Source organism: Pseudonocardia petroleophila (assembly GCF_014235185.1).
GTDB classification, from domain to species: Bacteria; Actinomycetota; Actinomycetes; order Mycobacteriales; family Pseudonocardiaceae; genus Pseudonocardia; species Pseudonocardia petroleophila.
Genome location: NZ_CP060131.1, coordinates 5,762,337 through 5,776,049, shown reverse-complemented (window position 1 = coordinate 5,776,049; position 13,713 = coordinate 5,762,337). Strand labels below are relative to the sequence as shown.

The 13,713-nt window shown below is 71.7% G+C and carries 14 protein-coding genes; 7 read left to right on the top strand and 7 right to left on the bottom strand.

Annotated elements, in window-relative coordinates; genetic code table 11:
* Nucleotides 1-38: 38 nt before the first annotated feature.
* Nucleotides 39-668: a TetR/AcrR family transcriptional regulator gene (locus H6H00_RS28305; RefSeq protein WP_185718699.1), complete on the bottom strand. Its 630-nt coding sequence runs from the start codon at nt 666-668 to the stop codon at nt 39-41.
* Nucleotides 669-750: 82 nt separating this feature from the next.
* Here H6H00_RS28305 and H6H00_RS28300 point away from each other — a divergent pair, with 82 nt between their 5' ends.
* Entirely contained in the window at nt 751-1,227 is a 477-nt protein-coding gene (locus H6H00_RS28300) for an SRPBCC family protein (protein WP_185718698.1), read from the top strand.
* Between the two features lie 525 nt (nt 1,228-1,752).
* Here H6H00_RS28300 and H6H00_RS28295 read toward each other — a convergent pair.
* Nucleotides 1,753-2,253, bottom strand: a complete 501-nt coding sequence (locus H6H00_RS28295) for a L,D-transpeptidase (protein ID WP_185718697.1) — start codon at nt 2,251-2,253, stop codon at nt 1,753-1,755.
* Nucleotides 2,254-2,428: 175 nt separating this feature from the next.
* On the opposite strand from H6H00_RS28295, the gene H6H00_RS28290 reads away from it, so the two are divergent.
* Nucleotides 2,429-3,235 carry a CPBP family intramembrane glutamic endopeptidase gene (locus H6H00_RS28290; protein WP_255425407.1) on the top strand — a complete coding sequence of 269 codons (807 nt, stop codon included), beginning with the start codon at nt 2,429-2,431 and terminating at the stop codon, nt 3,233-3,235.
* On the opposite strand, the gene H6H00_RS28285 is transcribed toward H6H00_RS28290, so the two are convergent.
* The gene (locus tag H6H00_RS28285; protein ID WP_185718695.1) at nt 3,177-3,590 is read right to left on the bottom strand and encodes a hypothetical protein; all 414 of its coding nucleotides are present in this window, start codon (nt 3,588-3,590) and stop codon (nt 3,177-3,179) included. The genes H6H00_RS28290 and H6H00_RS28285 overlap by 59 nt on opposite strands.
* Nucleotides 3,591-3,993: 403 nt before the next feature.
* Here H6H00_RS28285 and H6H00_RS28280 point away from each other — a divergent pair, with 403 nt between their 5' ends.
* Nucleotides 3,994-5,802: a cytochrome c oxidase assembly protein gene (locus tag H6H00_RS28280; RefSeq protein ID WP_185718694.1), complete on the top strand. Its 1,809-nt coding sequence runs from the start codon at nt 3,994-3,996 to the stop codon at nt 5,800-5,802.
* Between the two features lie 331 nt (nt 5,803-6,133).
* On the opposite strand, the gene H6H00_RS28275 is transcribed toward H6H00_RS28280, so the two are convergent.
* Nucleotides 6,134-7,042: a cation diffusion facilitator family transporter gene (locus H6H00_RS28275; RefSeq protein WP_185718693.1), complete on the bottom strand. Its 909-nt coding sequence runs from the start codon at nt 7,040-7,042 to the stop codon at nt 6,134-6,136.
* Between the two features lie 296 nt (nt 7,043-7,338).
* Here H6H00_RS28275 and H6H00_RS28270 point away from each other — a divergent pair, with 296 nt between their 5' ends.
* The gene (locus tag H6H00_RS28270) at nt 7,339-7,926 is read left to right on the top strand and encodes a hypothetical protein (RefSeq protein ID WP_185718692.1); all 588 of its coding nucleotides are present in this window, start codon (nt 7,339-7,341) and stop codon (nt 7,924-7,926) included.
* Nucleotides 7,927-8,113: 187 nt separating this feature from the next.
* Here H6H00_RS28270 and H6H00_RS28265 read toward each other — a convergent pair whose 3' ends face one another.
* From H6H00_RS28265 to H6H00_RS28255, 3 genes are all read right to left on the bottom strand, one after another.
* The gene (locus H6H00_RS28265) at nt 8,114-9,085 is read right to left on the bottom strand and encodes a cytochrome c oxidase assembly protein (protein WP_185718691.1); all 972 of its coding nucleotides are present in this window, start codon (nt 9,083-9,085) and stop codon (nt 8,114-8,116) included.
* On the bottom strand, nt 9,085-11,343 hold the full coding sequence (locus H6H00_RS28260) for a heavy metal translocating P-type ATPase (protein WP_185718690.1): 2,259 nt from the start codon (nt 11,341-11,343) through the stop codon (nt 9,085-9,087). The genes H6H00_RS28265 and H6H00_RS28260 overlap by 1 nt, the downstream gene beginning before the upstream one ends.
* Nucleotides 11,344-11,622: 279 nt before the next feature.
* Nucleotides 11,623-12,201, bottom strand: a complete 579-nt coding sequence (locus H6H00_RS28255) for a histidine phosphatase family protein (RefSeq protein WP_185718689.1) — start codon at nt 12,199-12,201, stop codon at nt 11,623-11,625.
* Nucleotides 12,202-12,331: 130 nt separating this feature from the next.
* Here H6H00_RS28255 and H6H00_RS28250 point away from each other — a divergent pair, with 130 nt between their 5' ends.
* From H6H00_RS28250 to H6H00_RS28240, 3 genes are read left to right on the top strand one after another with little or no spacing between them, the layout of a single operon-like run.
* Nucleotides 12,332-12,541: a CbtB domain-containing protein gene (locus H6H00_RS28250; RefSeq protein ID WP_185718688.1), complete on the top strand. Its 210-nt coding sequence runs from the start codon at nt 12,332-12,334 to the stop codon at nt 12,539-12,541.
* Nucleotides 12,542-12,558: 17 nt separating this feature from the next.
* Nucleotides 12,559-13,302, top strand: a complete 744-nt coding sequence (locus H6H00_RS28245; RefSeq protein ID WP_185718687.1) for a CbtA family protein — start codon at nt 12,559-12,561, stop codon at nt 13,300-13,302.
* A 38-nt stretch (nt 13,303-13,340) separates the two neighbouring features.
* Nucleotides 13,341-13,649 carry an ArsR/SmtB family transcription factor gene (locus H6H00_RS28240; protein ID WP_185718686.1) on the top strand — a complete coding sequence of 103 codons (309 nt, stop codon included), beginning with the start codon at nt 13,341-13,343 and terminating at the stop codon, nt 13,647-13,649.
* Nucleotides 13,650-13,713: the final 64 nt, after the last annotated feature.

The following is a 13,713-nucleotide window of genomic DNA, read 5'->3' as shown; positions in this document are numbered from 1 at the left end:
CTCGCGCGACGGGGCGCCCGCTACCGGACCAGGATGTTTCAGCGCGGAGGAAGTAGCAGTAGTGGGGTGACGTCGATGAGCCACTCGACGACTTGGTCGTGGGTCCAGCCACCGTCGGTGGTGAGTTGCACGTAGGAGCGATCACCGCAGAGGGTCAGCAGGACATCGGTCGCCGTCTCGGGGGTGAGCCCGTCGCGCAACGGACTCCTGGTCGCGACGGTGTCGACAACCTCTCGGTAGCCGCTGGCCTGCAGGTTGTGGTGCTGCTGGTGGATGGCCCGGACCTCGGGGTCGGTGAGAGCCGCGGCGCGCACGACCTCGGACACCGCCGCGGCGCGGGCCAGGAGTGGGGCGGCTCCGATCACGAACGTGTGCAGGGCTTGGTGCGCGGTGGGCGCGGACCGCATCTCGGCCCACCACGTGCTGTCCTGCGGGACGGTCGGATCGGGGCCGAGCACGGCGGCGTCGATGACGCTTCCGGCCAGCTCGGCCTTGGTGTGGAAGACGAAGTAGACGGTCTGGGTGGCGACGCCGGCGCGACGGGCGATCGCGGCGATGGTCGCGCCGTGATACCCGTGCTCGACGAGCTCGGCGTGCGCCGCCTGGACGATGCCCCTGCGCGTCCGGCGAGCCCGTGCGCGACGGGATGGATCGTTGACGTCGGCCACGACACCACACCATACTAGTCGCTCCCACTAGAGCGTCACATCAGTAACTTGCACTAGTGGGCAGGGTTGAGGAGGTGGGCTCGTGTTCGTCGTCGAGGTCCAGACGTCCATCGATCGAGCGCCTGCCGAGGTGTTCGCATTCGTCGCCGACCAGACCAACGCGCCGCGCTGGCAACAGGGACTTCACGAGGTCCGCCGGCTCACGCCCGGTCCGATCGGGGTGGGCAGCGAGCACATGTTCGTCCGGCGGTTCGCCGGTCGCGAGCTGCAGGCGGTCAACCGCTTCGTGCGATTCGAGCCGCCGCGGATCGTGGAGTTCGAGATTCCCGACGGTTGGGTGTCGGGGCGCGCCTCCTACGTGGTCGAATCCCGGGGCGCAGCAACCCTGCTGCTCGGCCGGATGGAGTTCCGGGCAGCGGGGTGGGGCCGGATGCTGGAGCCTCTGCTGGCGCGGGTGCTGGCTCGCGATGCCCGTCGCGACGACGAACGCCTGAAGAGGCTCCTGGAGCAGCACCAGGACAATCCGGTGGCAGCCGATCCGCCCACCGCGGCGCCGTAACCGAAGCGGCGTCGCAGGACGGCAACGTGCCGCTGCAGTCCTGCCATGTAACCCTTGTCCGATCCCGCGGGGGAGTGTGCACCGCTGATCGTCGGCGTCACGTCGTTCGTCCTGCGCTCTGGTGGCGCTCAGCCTGTCGACGGTCCGCGCGACCCAGGCGACCACCCGGCCCTGCGTTTCTCAGGCTGGACATCCCCGGCGGGGATGTCGGCTTAAGTGGGCAGTGACCGGGTAGCACCTCGAGTGCATCGACAGCCAGGACGACCGCCGGCACCGCATAAGGGTGGCCCAGTGAGCGGTGCCGAGCACCGGGCGGGCTGATCTCACCAAGGCGGGCGCTACGCCCGCTGCGCGGGAGCCGGCGGTGGACCGTCTCACCGACGCCAGGGCCGGAGGGCCCCGCCACGGGACCGGATCTCGACGATCGTGGGAGCGGTGTCGCCGGTCGTCGAGCGCTGGGTCGGGTCGGTAGCTGCGATCGGCTACGAGTACAGGCGAGCCTCGACCCCGGATGCGAGAGGGCTGCTACCCGACCGCCGGGGCATCGCTGTGCACCTGGACCTCGTCGCCGACCTGGAGGTGGTCGAAGAACGCCGCCGCGTTGTCCCGTTCCATGCGGATACATCCTGCGGAGCTGGTCTGCAGGCTGCCTTCGTGGAACGCGATGCCGCCGGGGGCGAAGAACACCGAGTAGGGCATGGGCGTGCCGTATTCGCGGCTCACCCAGTCCTTGGCCTTCCATTCCACGGCGTATCGGCCGGGTGGTGTGGGGTCGAACTCGTCGCCGATGCTGATCGGGACCGGGCCGCGCAGGATCCGGCCGTCCTGGAACAGCCAGGCCTGCAGCCCGATCAGGTCCGCGCAGGCCCTGGCCGTCACGGTGCACGGGGTGCCCGGCACGAGCGGGGCTGGCACGGGAGGCCCGGGTATCGGCCCGGCGAGCGCTATGGAACCTGCCGACAGCAGCATCGCCACGACCAGCCCGATCATCGCAGCCCGACGGCGAACCCGGCTGAGCGTGCGCATGGAACTCCTCACTCCTGGTGTCAACCGATAACCCCCTGAAGTACATGAAGGTGATGGTCGAGAGGCCAAATGGGATATGGCGAATCTCACCGCGGCCCACAGCCGCGCCGGCTTGTCACTTGCCGGGCGGAGCGCGCCGTCACCGGCTGGTGGCTTCGGCGATAGCGTCGGCTCCGTGGCGGGCACCGTGCGGGACTGGATCCTCCCCCCTCCGTCGACCACCCCCGTCGTCGTGGACCCGCGGCGCCGGCGGCTGATCCTCGTCGAGTTGCTCGTGGTGCTCACCGTCACCACCGGCCTGTCCGCGTTGCGCAGCGCACTCAGCCTCGTCGACGCGCTGCTGGCGCCGACACCGCTGGCACAGCAGCAGGTGGTGCTCAACGCTCCCGCCGCGGACGTCGAGCTGGTCGATCTGGCGCTGCAGCTGGTCCGGGTGCTGCAGCTGGTCGGCTGGGGTGCGCTCGGCGCCTACCTGCTGCTGCGGGCCGGTTTCACGCTGCGGTCGGTGGGTCTGGACGCCAGCCGTCCCGGGCGGGACCTGGGCGGGGCGATGGGGCTCGCCGCTCTGATCGGGGTCCCGGGTCTCGGGCTCTACCTGATCGCCCGGGCGTCCGGCCTGAGTGCGACGATCGCGCCGACGACGCTGGGCGATACCTGGTGGGAGCTGCCGCTGCTGGTCGCTTCGTCGGCGGCGAACGCGTGGGCCGAGGAGGTCGTCGAGGTCGGCTACCTGTTGACCCGGCTGCGCCAGCTCGGGTGGTCGGCCAACCGTGCCGCGTTGGCCTCGGCGTTCCTGCGCGGTTGCTACCACCTCTACCAGGGCGCGAGCGGGTTCTTCGGCAACCTGGTGATGGGTCTGGTCTTCGCGCGGGTCTGGCAGCGAACCAACCGGCTGTGGATGCTCGTCGGCGCCCACACGCTGATCAACGTTGTGGCGTTCCTGGGTTACGTCCTGCTGGCGGGGAGGGTCGGCTGGCTCTAGCCCGGCGCAGCGTGAATGCGGCCAGCCGGACGGTCAGCCCATCGACGAGGAATCCGCCGATGCCCCAGGGGCTGACGGGATCGGCTACGGGGTCACCGATGCCGAGGAGAGGCAGGATCAGCGGGATCGCGAACGCGCCCACTCCGATCACCCCGGTGACGGCGGCGGCGACCAGCAGTTCGGGGCGGGGCTCCACGATGAGCGCGGCCGCACCGACGAACGCCACCGCGGCGAGGGCGAAACCCAGGACGACCGCCGCGCCTGCGGCGTCCAGCGCGATCCACAGGTGCACCGCACCGGCGACGGCCCAGGTGACGGCCACGACTGTGGCGCCGCCGCGGGGTGAGGGGGGCATGGTCGGCATCGTGCTCCAGGTCGGGTCAGCGGCTCGGGTTCGGTCTCGCGGAGGCCCAGCTGCCTGCCACCGCGCCCGGGAGCACGGCCCGTGCGATGAAGGGCCCAGCGTGTGGCATGTCATCCGCGGTTCGGCACATCGCATGCGGCTTCTACTATCGGTGTTCTTACTATGCGGTGTAGAAGTTCCGTGTCTGCAACCGGGTCGGCATCGGAGGAAGCGGCCGTGGACGTGTTTGCGCTGGTTTCGCCGGCGCCGGTGGCCGGGGCGGTGTCGTTCAGCTCCCCGTGCGCGCGGTGCGGCACATCGTTCACGGTGCTGGGTGCACGGTGTCGGTGCTGATGATGACGGGTGGCTGGACGCTGATCATGAGCCGGATGCTCTCGGTCTCTGCGCGGTTGCAATGGCCCCCGATCTAGCGCCCCCCGACCCGGTCCCGCATCGGCGTGGTGGGCGGTTCGCCGCCGCCGGGCTGGCGACACTCGCGCTCGGCGTCGTCGTGCTCGGGGCGGTGGCCACCGGTGTGGGGGTGCCGTCGGCGCTGCTGCGGTTCGTCGCAGCCGTCGCCGCAGCCGGTGCGGTCGGTGTGCTCGTCGTCGGTGCCTTCTTCCGCCCATCGGCGGCCGGTCGGTCGTCCGCGCCGCGATCGGTCGCGGGCGGCTGGTGGTTCGCATGGGTGTGGGCCGTGGCCGCGGTGTCGCTCGTTCCGCTGGATGTCGTGGGCGAGCACATGTCCGCTACGCCAGGGATCGTGGTCGCCGTTCTGGCGGTGGTCGTGGCGCTGGGCTGCTGGTGGACGACGCGGTGGCGACCGGTCGTCGGACTGCTGCTCCCGGCCCTGGCCGGGCTCGCGCCGCCCGTGGTCTCGAGCCGGGCAGTGGGCGGTCCCGACCTCGACCTCGCCACGAATGCGTTGCTGCTGCACGTCGTCGCCGCGTCGATGTGGCTCGGGGTCCGGCTCACGACGCACGGGACGGTGACGCAGCGGTACTGCCGGTTCTCCGTGGTGTGCTGGACGGTGCTCGTGCTCTCCGGGGCAGTGGCGGCACTGGTCCTCGTCCCACTCACGCCGCCGTTGGGCACGGCGCTCGGATGGCTGGTGCTGGCGGACCTCGCTGCTGTCGCCGTGCTGGGCGTCGTCGCATTGCGCCGGTCGCGGTTCCGGGCCGGTGCGCTCGTGTCGGGCGTCGAGACTGGTGTGCTGGTCGTGACCGTCGCCGCGGTGACCGGACTCGTCGGTAGCCCCCCGGCCCGCACCGCGCTCGACCCGGTCGAGGCATCCATCGGCTACCGGCTCCCGAATGCGCCGGGGCTGCTGGACGTTCTCGTCACGTGGCGACCGGACCTGCTGCTGGGCACCGCGGCGGTGGTGGCGGCGGTGCTCTACCTCGCCGGCGTGCGCCGGTTGCGCCGCGCCGGGCGAACCTGGTCGCCGGCCCGGAGCGCGTCCTGGGTGACCGGGTGCGCGGTGGTGTTCCTGGCCACCTCGTCGGGTGTGGGTGCCTACGCGCCGGCGGTGTTCAGCATGCACATGCTGGCGCACATGGCCCTGAACATGATCGCGCCGCTGGCCCTGGTGCTCGGCGCACCGGTCACGTTGGCGCTGCGCGCACTTGTCCCGGCCCGGGACGGAGAACCGGCCGGGCCGCACGAGTGGCTGCTGGCCCTCATCGACTCCCCGGTCGCCCGGTTGCTCGCCCACCCCGGCCTCGCCGCCGTGGCGTTCGGCGGCTCCTACTACCTGCTCTACCTCACTGGCCTGTTCGAGACGGTGATCGGCGAGCACTGGTCGCGGACGGCGCTCAACGTGGTCATCCTGGTGATCGGGTACCAGTTCTGCTGGGTGGTGGCCGGGGCCGACGCGGCACCCCGGCGGCTCCCGCACCTGGGGCGGCTCGGCGTCGTGTTCGCCGTCATGCCGTTCCACGTGATCTTCGCGGTGCTGTTGATCACTCGGACCGAGGCGGTCGCGGGGGAGTACTACCGCACGCTCGGCCTGCCGTGGTCGGTCGACCTGGTCGCCGACCAGCAGCTCGCCGGGGTGCTGTCGCTGGTGCTCGGCGAGCTGCTGCTGATCACGACCCAGGTCGTGCTGCTGGTCCAGTGGTACCGCTACGACCAGCTGGCGGGTTTCCGCTCCGACCCCGGCGACGACGATGCGGCGGCCTACCGGGACATGCTCTCGACGCTGCGCCGCAGCCGCGGCGGCTGACTACGCCTCCCGGGGCGGGGGCGGGCGTTCGGCCTCGTCGGGCTCCAGCCACCACGGCGGCATGGTCGGGCCGCTGCCGTAGGGCGCGGTCGGTGCGCAATTGCCGCCGCGCCGCAGGCCGCGCCGGTCGCGCCGGGCACGCCCTGCATGGCATCGGCGACGGCCTGCGCCGATCTGATCGGGAAGAAGGCGTGGCTGTTTCCAGAACGGCCAGATCTGTAGCCGTCTGCACGATCTGGAGTCCGTTGACGCCGACGGTGACCAGGGCGGCGTCTACCAGCCGACCGGGTCCGCTATGACGCCACGCGGCGGCACGTGATGTGCGGTCGGGCTACGTGCAGGGGTCCTCGTGGTCGCCGTGGGTGTCCCGTTCGACCTGCAGCGTGCTGTGCGCCACGCCGAATCGATCCCGCAGCAGTGCGGACGCTGCGTCGAGCACTGAGTCCTCGCCGCATCCGGCGTCCGGGGTCCCCGTGACGACCAGGTGTGCCGATGCAGCGGGGGAGCGGTCGTTGATCGTCCACACGTGGAGGTCGTGCACGGCAGCGACCCCGGGAATCGCGCGCAGCGCGTCCTCGACTGTTGCGACGTCGACGTCACGCGGGGCGCCCTCGAGCAGCACGTGACCCACCTCACGTAGCAGTCCGAGCGCGCGCGGGAGGATCAGCGCGACGATGAACAGCGACGCGACGGTGTCGGCGTATGGCCAGCGGGTGGTGAGCAGGACGACCGCGGCCGCCAGGACTCCGACGGAGCCGAGCGCGTCGCCCAGCACGTGCAGCGCGGCTCCGCGGACGTTCATGTTCTGCCCGTCCCCGCCGGAGAGCACCCACAGCGCCAGAAGGTTGCCGACAAGGCCGAGCGCGCCGATCACGAGCAGCGGCAGACCGGGAACTTCGGCCGGCTCGAACAGGCGCCGTACGCCCTCGACGGCGACCCACGCCACGACGGCGACGAGCGCGATCGCGTTGAGGCCGGCGACGAGCACCTCCACCCGACCCCATCCGTAGGTGCGGCGCCCGGTGCGGGGCCGGGCGGCCACGATGGAGGCGACGAACGCCGCGGCCAGCGCGCCGGCGTCGGTGAGTAGGTGTCCGAGGTCGGCGAGCAGGGCGAGCGAGCCCGTCAGCGCGGCCCCGACGGCCCCGAGCACCGCGGTGACGAGTGTGATTCCGAGTGCCGTGGCGAGCTTGCGGCGGTCCTGTTGCCCGGAGTGGCCGTGGCCGTGTCCCTGACCCATGTCCGTGCCCCTCTGTCATCAATACATGCGAATTAATGCATGTATAACACCTCGGCTTCGCTCATGTCCAGGCGTTGAGGAGCTGCTGACCCTCGTCACCGTCCCCTGCGGGCCCTGGCTTCGCGGTCGCGGGTGGCGCAGCTGGCCGTCGGCGAGTCGGTCGAGACGAGGATCGGCCGAATCCTCGGCAGATGCCACTGGTCGCGTCCCGCACACCGGTAGTCACCCGGGCGGCGCTTGCGCGGTCGGGTCGGGGTTGACGACGATCGCGGCTCTGCCCTGCCCAAGGAGGCCCCTTGGCCCGCGCTGCAGCCCCGGCCCGTGGCGCCGACCGGCGGCTCGGTCGGCGCCACCTGCTGCGGCTGCTCGCGCTCGCATTCGGTGTCGCCGTGGCCGGTTGCGGAGGTGGGGAGCAGGAGGGCAGCGGGGACGCGGCGGGCGGGCTCGCCCAGCTCGCCGATGAGTTCTTGCGCGTGCGGCACGACCTCGCGCCGCTGCTCGCCAAGCTGCAGGCAGAGCTCACCGACTACGGCGAGGTCTTCACCGGCGACACCGTCGTCGCCGCGATCCGCCACTACGACGGCTACTGGCGTAGTCCGCGCGTCCTCGGCCCGACCGACCGGCACAGCGCGTACCGGCTCAGCCACGTCACGACGGAGGAGCTGGCCGCAGGCACCGGTGCGGCGCCGACCTTCCCCGCGGGCTACCGCGACGTGGCGCCGCGCCTGCAGCCGGGCCTCACTGTGCACCGCATCACGTTCCACGAGCCCGGGCAGTCGCTGGGGATCGACCTCGACGCGCTGGTTTCCGTCGCTGGTCGATTGCGGCTCCTGCCGACCCCGTGGCTGGTGCTCGACGTCGATGAGCCTGGACACAGCCACTGACGGCCTCCGCCCCAGCTCGACCAGCCGTGCCGTGGTCGAGCTGGGGCGAAGGGCCCGCACGGGTGGAACCGTGGTGCTGGAAGGACATGCCGACGACCAGCTGGCGGGTGTCCGCTCTGACCCCGGCGACGACGATCCGTCGGCCTACCGGGACATGCTTTCGACGCGGGGCAGCCGCGGCCGCTGACTACGCCTCGCGGGGCGGGGTCGGGCGGTCGGCCTGTTCGGGCTCCAGCCACCACGGCGGCATGGTGGGGCCGCTGCCGTACTGCCGGTCCAGGGCGCGGTCGGTGCGCCGGGCGTCGCGCTCGTCGGAGCGGTACCACTGCACCACGAATGCACTGATCAACGCGGCCGCGGCCACGTCGCCGAACCCCCACAGCACCCCGCCGCCGACCGACTGGTCGTCGAGCAGGGTCGGGCCCCAGCTGCGCGCCACCTCCAGGTAGAAGCCCTCGGCCAGCACGTCGTTCATCAGCATGATCGGGATGCCGAGGAGGATGTGCATCGGGGCCAGCGCCAGCACCAGCATGAACTTGAAGAAGAACGGTGGTCGGTGCGGCACCGGGTCGACGCCCAGCAGCGCCCAGTAGAAGAGGAACCCGACGAGGACGAAATGAACGTGTGAGAAGTCGTGCAGCCAGACGTTGCGCAGCGACGCCTCGTAGAGAGGGGTGTAGTAGAAGGCGAACTGCGTGATGGCGAACAGGGCGAACGCGACGCCGGGCCGCCCGATGAACCGCACGGGGCCGCTGTGCACCACGGCCAGCACGACGCGGCGCCATTCAACGGGGAATGTGCGCATCGCCAGCGTGATCGGGGCGCCCATCGCCAGTCCCACCGGCGCGATCATCTGCAGCAGCATGTGCTGGATGGCCGGGACGACGAACAGGGTCCGGTCGTAGACGCCCAGCGCCGACGAGGTGGCGACGAACACCAGTACGAGCCCGAAGAACCAGTACGCGGTCCGCGAGGGGGGCCAGGCGTCGCCCCGGCGACGCAGTATCCGCACGCCCCACAGGTAGAGCCCGGCCGCGACCACCACCGGGATCACCATGACGGGGTCGAACGTCCAGGCGGTCAGCATCCGGCTGACGGTGAGCGGCGGCTGGTCCATATCCGGCATCCAGGCCAGCACCGTGATCGGCGGGGGGAGCATCAGCGATCCTCGAGGTCGGGGGAGAACCGGCGCAGGCGCAGGCTGTTGGACACCACGAACAGCGACGACACCGCCATTGCGGCGCCGGCAACGAGCGGGTTGAGCAGGCCCAGCGCGGCCAGCGGAATCGCCGCCACGTTGTAGCCGAACGCCCAGAACAGGTTGCCGCGGATGGTGCGCAGCGTGGCCCGGGACAAGCGGATCGCGTCGGGCACCACCCGCAGGTCGTCACGCACCAGGATGAGGTCGGCGGCGTCGATCGCGATATCGGTGCCGGCACCGACGGCCATGCCCAGGTCGGCGACGGCGAGCGCGGCCGCGTCGTTGACCCCGTCCCCGACGACCGCTACACAGGCACCGCCCGCCTGCAGCCGCCGGACCTGCTCGGCCTTGTCGGCGGGCAGCACCTCGGCGACGACGGAACCCACGCCGATCTCGCGGCCCACGGCCGTCGCGGTCGCGGTGTTGTCGCCGGTCAGCAGCACGGTCGCCAGGCCGAGGCGGTGCAACTGCCCGACGGCCGCGCGGGCGGAGGGTTTCACGAGATCGGCCAGGCCCAGCAGGCCGACCACCGCGTCGTCGACGGCGATCAGGACGGTGGTCCGGCCCCGCCCCTCCCACTCGCCGCGCAGCGCGTCGAGCCGCGCGGGCACTTCGATGCCCAGGTCCGCGAACAGCCGAGCCCGCCCGGCGCGCACCCGGTGGCCGTCCACCACGCCCGCGGCACCGAGCCCCGGCTCACTGGTGAACCCGGTCGGGCGGGGCAGCGAACCGAGCTCGGTCAGCGCCGCCGCCACGATTGCAGCGGCCACCGGGTGCTCCGAGTCCTGCTCCAGCGACCCGGCCGCACGCAACACCTCGTCACGGGTGAAGCCGTCGGTCCAGGTCAGCTCGGCCAGCGACATCCGTCCGCTGGTCACCGTGCCGGTCTTGTCGAGCACGACGGTGTCGATCGAGCGGGTGGCCTCCAGCGCCTGGTAGCCCTTGACGAAGATGCCCAGGCGGGCCCCGCGACCCGATGCCACCATCAGCGCGGTCGGGGTGGCGAGTCCGAGCGCACACGGGCAGGCGATCACCAGCACGGCGAGCGCGGCGGCGAACGCGCGCTCGACCGAGCCGTCGAGCAGCATCCACCCGGCGAAGGTCAGCACCGACAGCGCGACGACGGCCGGTACGAACCACCCGCAGATTCGGTCAGCGAGCCGCTGCACCGACGCCTCACCGGTCTGTGCCTGCTCGACCAGCCGGATCATCGCGCCGAGCTGGGTGTCGCGACCCACCCCGGTGGCCTCGACGACGAGCGAGCCGTGTCGCACGGTCGTACCGCCGACCACCGGGTCGGCCGGCCCCACCTCCACCGGTACCGACTCACCGGTCATCGCGGCGGTGTCGAGTGCGGCCTGCCCGGACACCACCCGCCCGTCGGTGGCCACCGACGCGCCCGGCCGGACCAGGAACCGCTGCCCGACCCGCAGCTCACCGATCAGCACCGGGCGCTGCGACCCGTCCGGTTCCACCAGGACGACGTCGGCGGACCGCAACGCGGCGAGCTCGCGCAACGCGGTTCCGGCCGAGCGCTGGGCCTTGGCCTCGAAGTAGCGCCCGGCCAGCACGAACGTCACCAGACCGGCAGCGACCTCCAGGTAGATCGCGTCCTCGCCGCGCAGCAGCAGATCGAGCCCGGTGGCATCCGACGGCGGTCCGGGCGGGCCGAACATCGCGTAGAGCGACCAGGCGGTCGCCGCCAGCACCCCGAGCGAGACCAGGGTGTCCATCGTGGCGATGCCGTGCCGGGCGTTCGCCACCGCGGCCCGGTGGAACGGCCATGCCGCCCAGCCGATCACCGGCAGCGCGAGCGCGAGCAGCACCCACTGCCAGCCAGGGAAGCGCCATTCCGGCAGGACGGTGAGGGTGATCGACAGGTCGGCGATCGGGACGAACAGCACCACCGAGACCAGCAGCCGTCGCCACAACGTCCGGGCGCGCCCGGCGTCGTCGGAGTCGGGTTCACGGTGGCCGTCGCGCGGGAGCAGCTCCGCCCCGAAGCCGCTGCGCACCACGGTCTCGACCAGCATCTCGTCGGCGACGTCCGGATGTGTGGACACCGTGGCCCGCCCCGTGGCGTAGTTGACGCTGGCGGACACACCGGTGAGCCGGTTGAGCTTGCGCTCGACCCGGGCGGCGCAGGCCGCGCACGTCATCCCGGACACGGACAGCTCGACCAGCCGATCCTGCTCGGTGGTCACCGGGGAGGTCATCTCGGGTCGCCCTTCTCGTCCGCCGTCGGCCGGGCAGGTCGACTGTGCCACGCCAGCAGCATCTACGAACTGTAGAAGTATCCGCGGGTGGATCGCGCGCGGCCCTCATCGCTGAGAGGGCGGAGACGGCCGGCGGGTTGCTGTAGGCGGCCGTCGACGGGGATGGTTGCGGCTGGCGTACGGGCTGTGCGGCGGGCACGGCGGGCACCACCGGCGCGAGCGCGGGCCACTGACCACCACGGCGGCTCGAGCAACAGCGCCGGTGCCGGCCCGCACCGTCTAGCCATTCCGCGGGACCAGTGGCACGGCGGTGGAGCGCAGTGTCCACCGACCGGGCGATCCCCGAAGCTGGGTGGCGGTCATCGGGGCGACGTCGATGCGCCAGAACGCCGGGAGTGGTGCGTCGAGCGCGGCGAGCACTGCGCACCGGACGACAGCCGAGTGGGTCACCGCGACCGTGTGACCGTCGTCGGGCACCGTGTCGAGCCAGTCGGTCACGCGGGCCAGCAGCTGCACGTGTGACTCGCCGCCGTGCGGCGCCGAGCCGGGCTCGGACAGCCAGGTCGTCACGGCGTGCGGCTCCGCAGCAGCGACGTCGTCAAGCGTCCGGCCACGCCAGCGGCCGGGATCCCAGTCGGCCAGTGCCGGTTCGATCACAGCCGGGAGCCCCAGCCCGGCGGCGGTCTGGCGGCACGCGGGCGCCGGCGAGGTCAAGACCCGGACCGCCCGGGGCAGCCGTCCGCGGGCCTGTTCGACCCAGCCCGCCCCGCGGGCGTCGAGCGGCTCGTCCGAGGCGAACGCGGCCGAGTTGGTGGCCGAGGTCGACGAATGGGACACCAGCGTGATCCTGCTGCTCATCAAACCCTCCGAAGTCCTTGACACCGATCCGGCCCGCACCCGACACTTGTCACCTGAACATATGTTCAGGTGAGTAAAGGCGCCGCCCGGAAGTACGTGGACGGCGGCCTCCCGACAAGGAGATCCGATCATGGCTCATGCGGCGGCACTCCCCGCGTCCACCCCGGTGACCATCCCCCTGAACGAGCTCCTGCCGTGGGCGGTGTTCGCCGGGGTCATCCTGCTTTCCCTGCTGTATCTGGTGGGCATGGACCAGGGCGCTACGTCGCTGATCTCCGGCAGCATGCTGCACGAGTTCGTGCACGACGGGCGCCACCTCCTCGGCTTCCCCTGCCACTGAGGGCCGGGACACCCGTCATGGTGAGGACCCTGCTGATCCGGGGCATGATCGCCGGGCTCGTCGCCGGTCTGGCCTACTTCGTGTTCGCCTACCTGTTCGGGGAACCTGCCGTCGAGGCGGCCATCGGCTACGAGGACCAGGTCGCCGCCGCGGCGGGTGAGGTGTCCACCGAGGAGCCGCTCGTCAGCCGGGGGATCCAGAGCACCCTCGGGCTGGCCACCGCCGCGCTGGTCTACGGCGTGGTGGTCGGTGGGATCCTGTCGCTGGTGTATGCGTCGGTGGTCGGGCGGGTCGGACGGCTCAGCGCGCGGGCGACCGCGGCGGTGATCGCGGGGATCGGGTTCGTCTCCGTCGCCCTCGTCCCGTTCGTCAAATACCCGGCCAACCCGCCGGCGTCGACGCTCGACGCCACGGTCGGGCAGCGCACCGGACCCTTCATGGTGCTGATCATCCTGTCGGTGCTGCTCGCCCTCGGTGCGGTCATGTTGGGCCGTAGCCTCGCCGTGCGGACGGGTTCGTGGAACGCCACCCTGGTGGCGGCCGCTGCCTATCTCGTCGCGGTGGGGATCGTCGGGTTCCTCCTGCCGACGGTCGCCGAGACCCCGGCCGGCTTCCCGGCGGCCGTGCTCTACGACTTCCGGGTGGCGTCGATCGGTGGTCAGCTCGTGCTGTGGACCGTGGTCGGGCTCGTATTCGGTGCGTTGATCGACGGCCGGTCGCGGCGGCGCTCCGGCAGCACCGTCGGCACCTCTGCAGGATAGGCCAGTGCTCGTCCCCCGCGGAACGAGGAGTGCGCCGGGTGAGCCATCCGCGACAGGTCGTCGGCTGGGCCGCCTGGTTCGCCGTGCTCGGCGATCCCAGCCGGCTCATGCTGCTCGTCCTGATCGCCCGCGACGGTCCGATCTCGGTCTCCGATCTCGCCGCCGCGAGCGGGCTCAAGGCCACCACGGTGTCCCACTCGCTCCGCCTGCTGCGCGTGCACGAGATGGTACGCACCGAGCGTGACGGGCACACCGTCCTGTACCGGTCGGCCCCGCACCCGGTGACCGACCTGCTCGACCGCGTGGTGGACCCCGCCGGTCCCGACCACGAGGATGCCCCGCGTTGAGATCGTTCCTGCCTTGCGCCGCCCGGGCCGGCGCGGCCCTACTGCTCACCGCCGTCCTGTTCCC

Excerpts from the sequence above, each read along its gene's own strand:
- H6H00_RS28295 (WP_185718697.1), bottom strand. The coding sequence starts at position 2,253 with ATGCGCACGCTCAGCCGGGTTCGCCGTCGGGCTGCGATGATCGGGCTG.
- H6H00_RS28285 (WP_185718695.1), bottom strand. The coding sequence starts at position 3,590 with ATGCCCCCCTCACCCCGCGGCGGCGCCACAGTCGTGGCCGTCACCTGG.
- H6H00_RS28280 (WP_185718694.1), top strand. The coding sequence starts at position 3,994 with ATGGCCCCCGATCTAGCGCCCCCCGACCCGGTCCCGCATCGGCGTGGT.
- H6H00_RS28275 (WP_185718693.1), bottom strand. The coding sequence starts at position 7,042 with ATGGGTCAGGGACACGGCCACGGCCACTCCGGGCAACAGGACCGCCGC.
- H6H00_RS28265 (WP_185718691.1), bottom strand. The coding sequence starts at position 9,085 with ATGCTCCCCCCGCCGATCACGGTGCTGGCCTGGATGCCGGATATGGAC.
- H6H00_RS28260 (WP_185718690.1), bottom strand. The coding sequence starts at position 11,343 with ATGACCTCCCCGGTGACCACCGAGCAGGATCGGCTGGTCGAGCTGTCC.
- H6H00_RS28255 (WP_185718689.1), bottom strand. The coding sequence starts at position 12,201 with ATGAGCAGCAGGATCACGCTGGTGTCCCATTCGTCGACCTCGGCCACC.
- H6H00_RS28250 (WP_185718688.1), top strand. The coding sequence starts at position 12,332 with ATGGCTCATGCGGCGGCACTCCCCGCGTCCACCCCGGTGACCATCCCC.
- H6H00_RS28245 (WP_185718687.1), top strand. The coding sequence starts at position 12,559 with ATGGTGAGGACCCTGCTGATCCGGGGCATGATCGCCGGGCTCGTCGCC.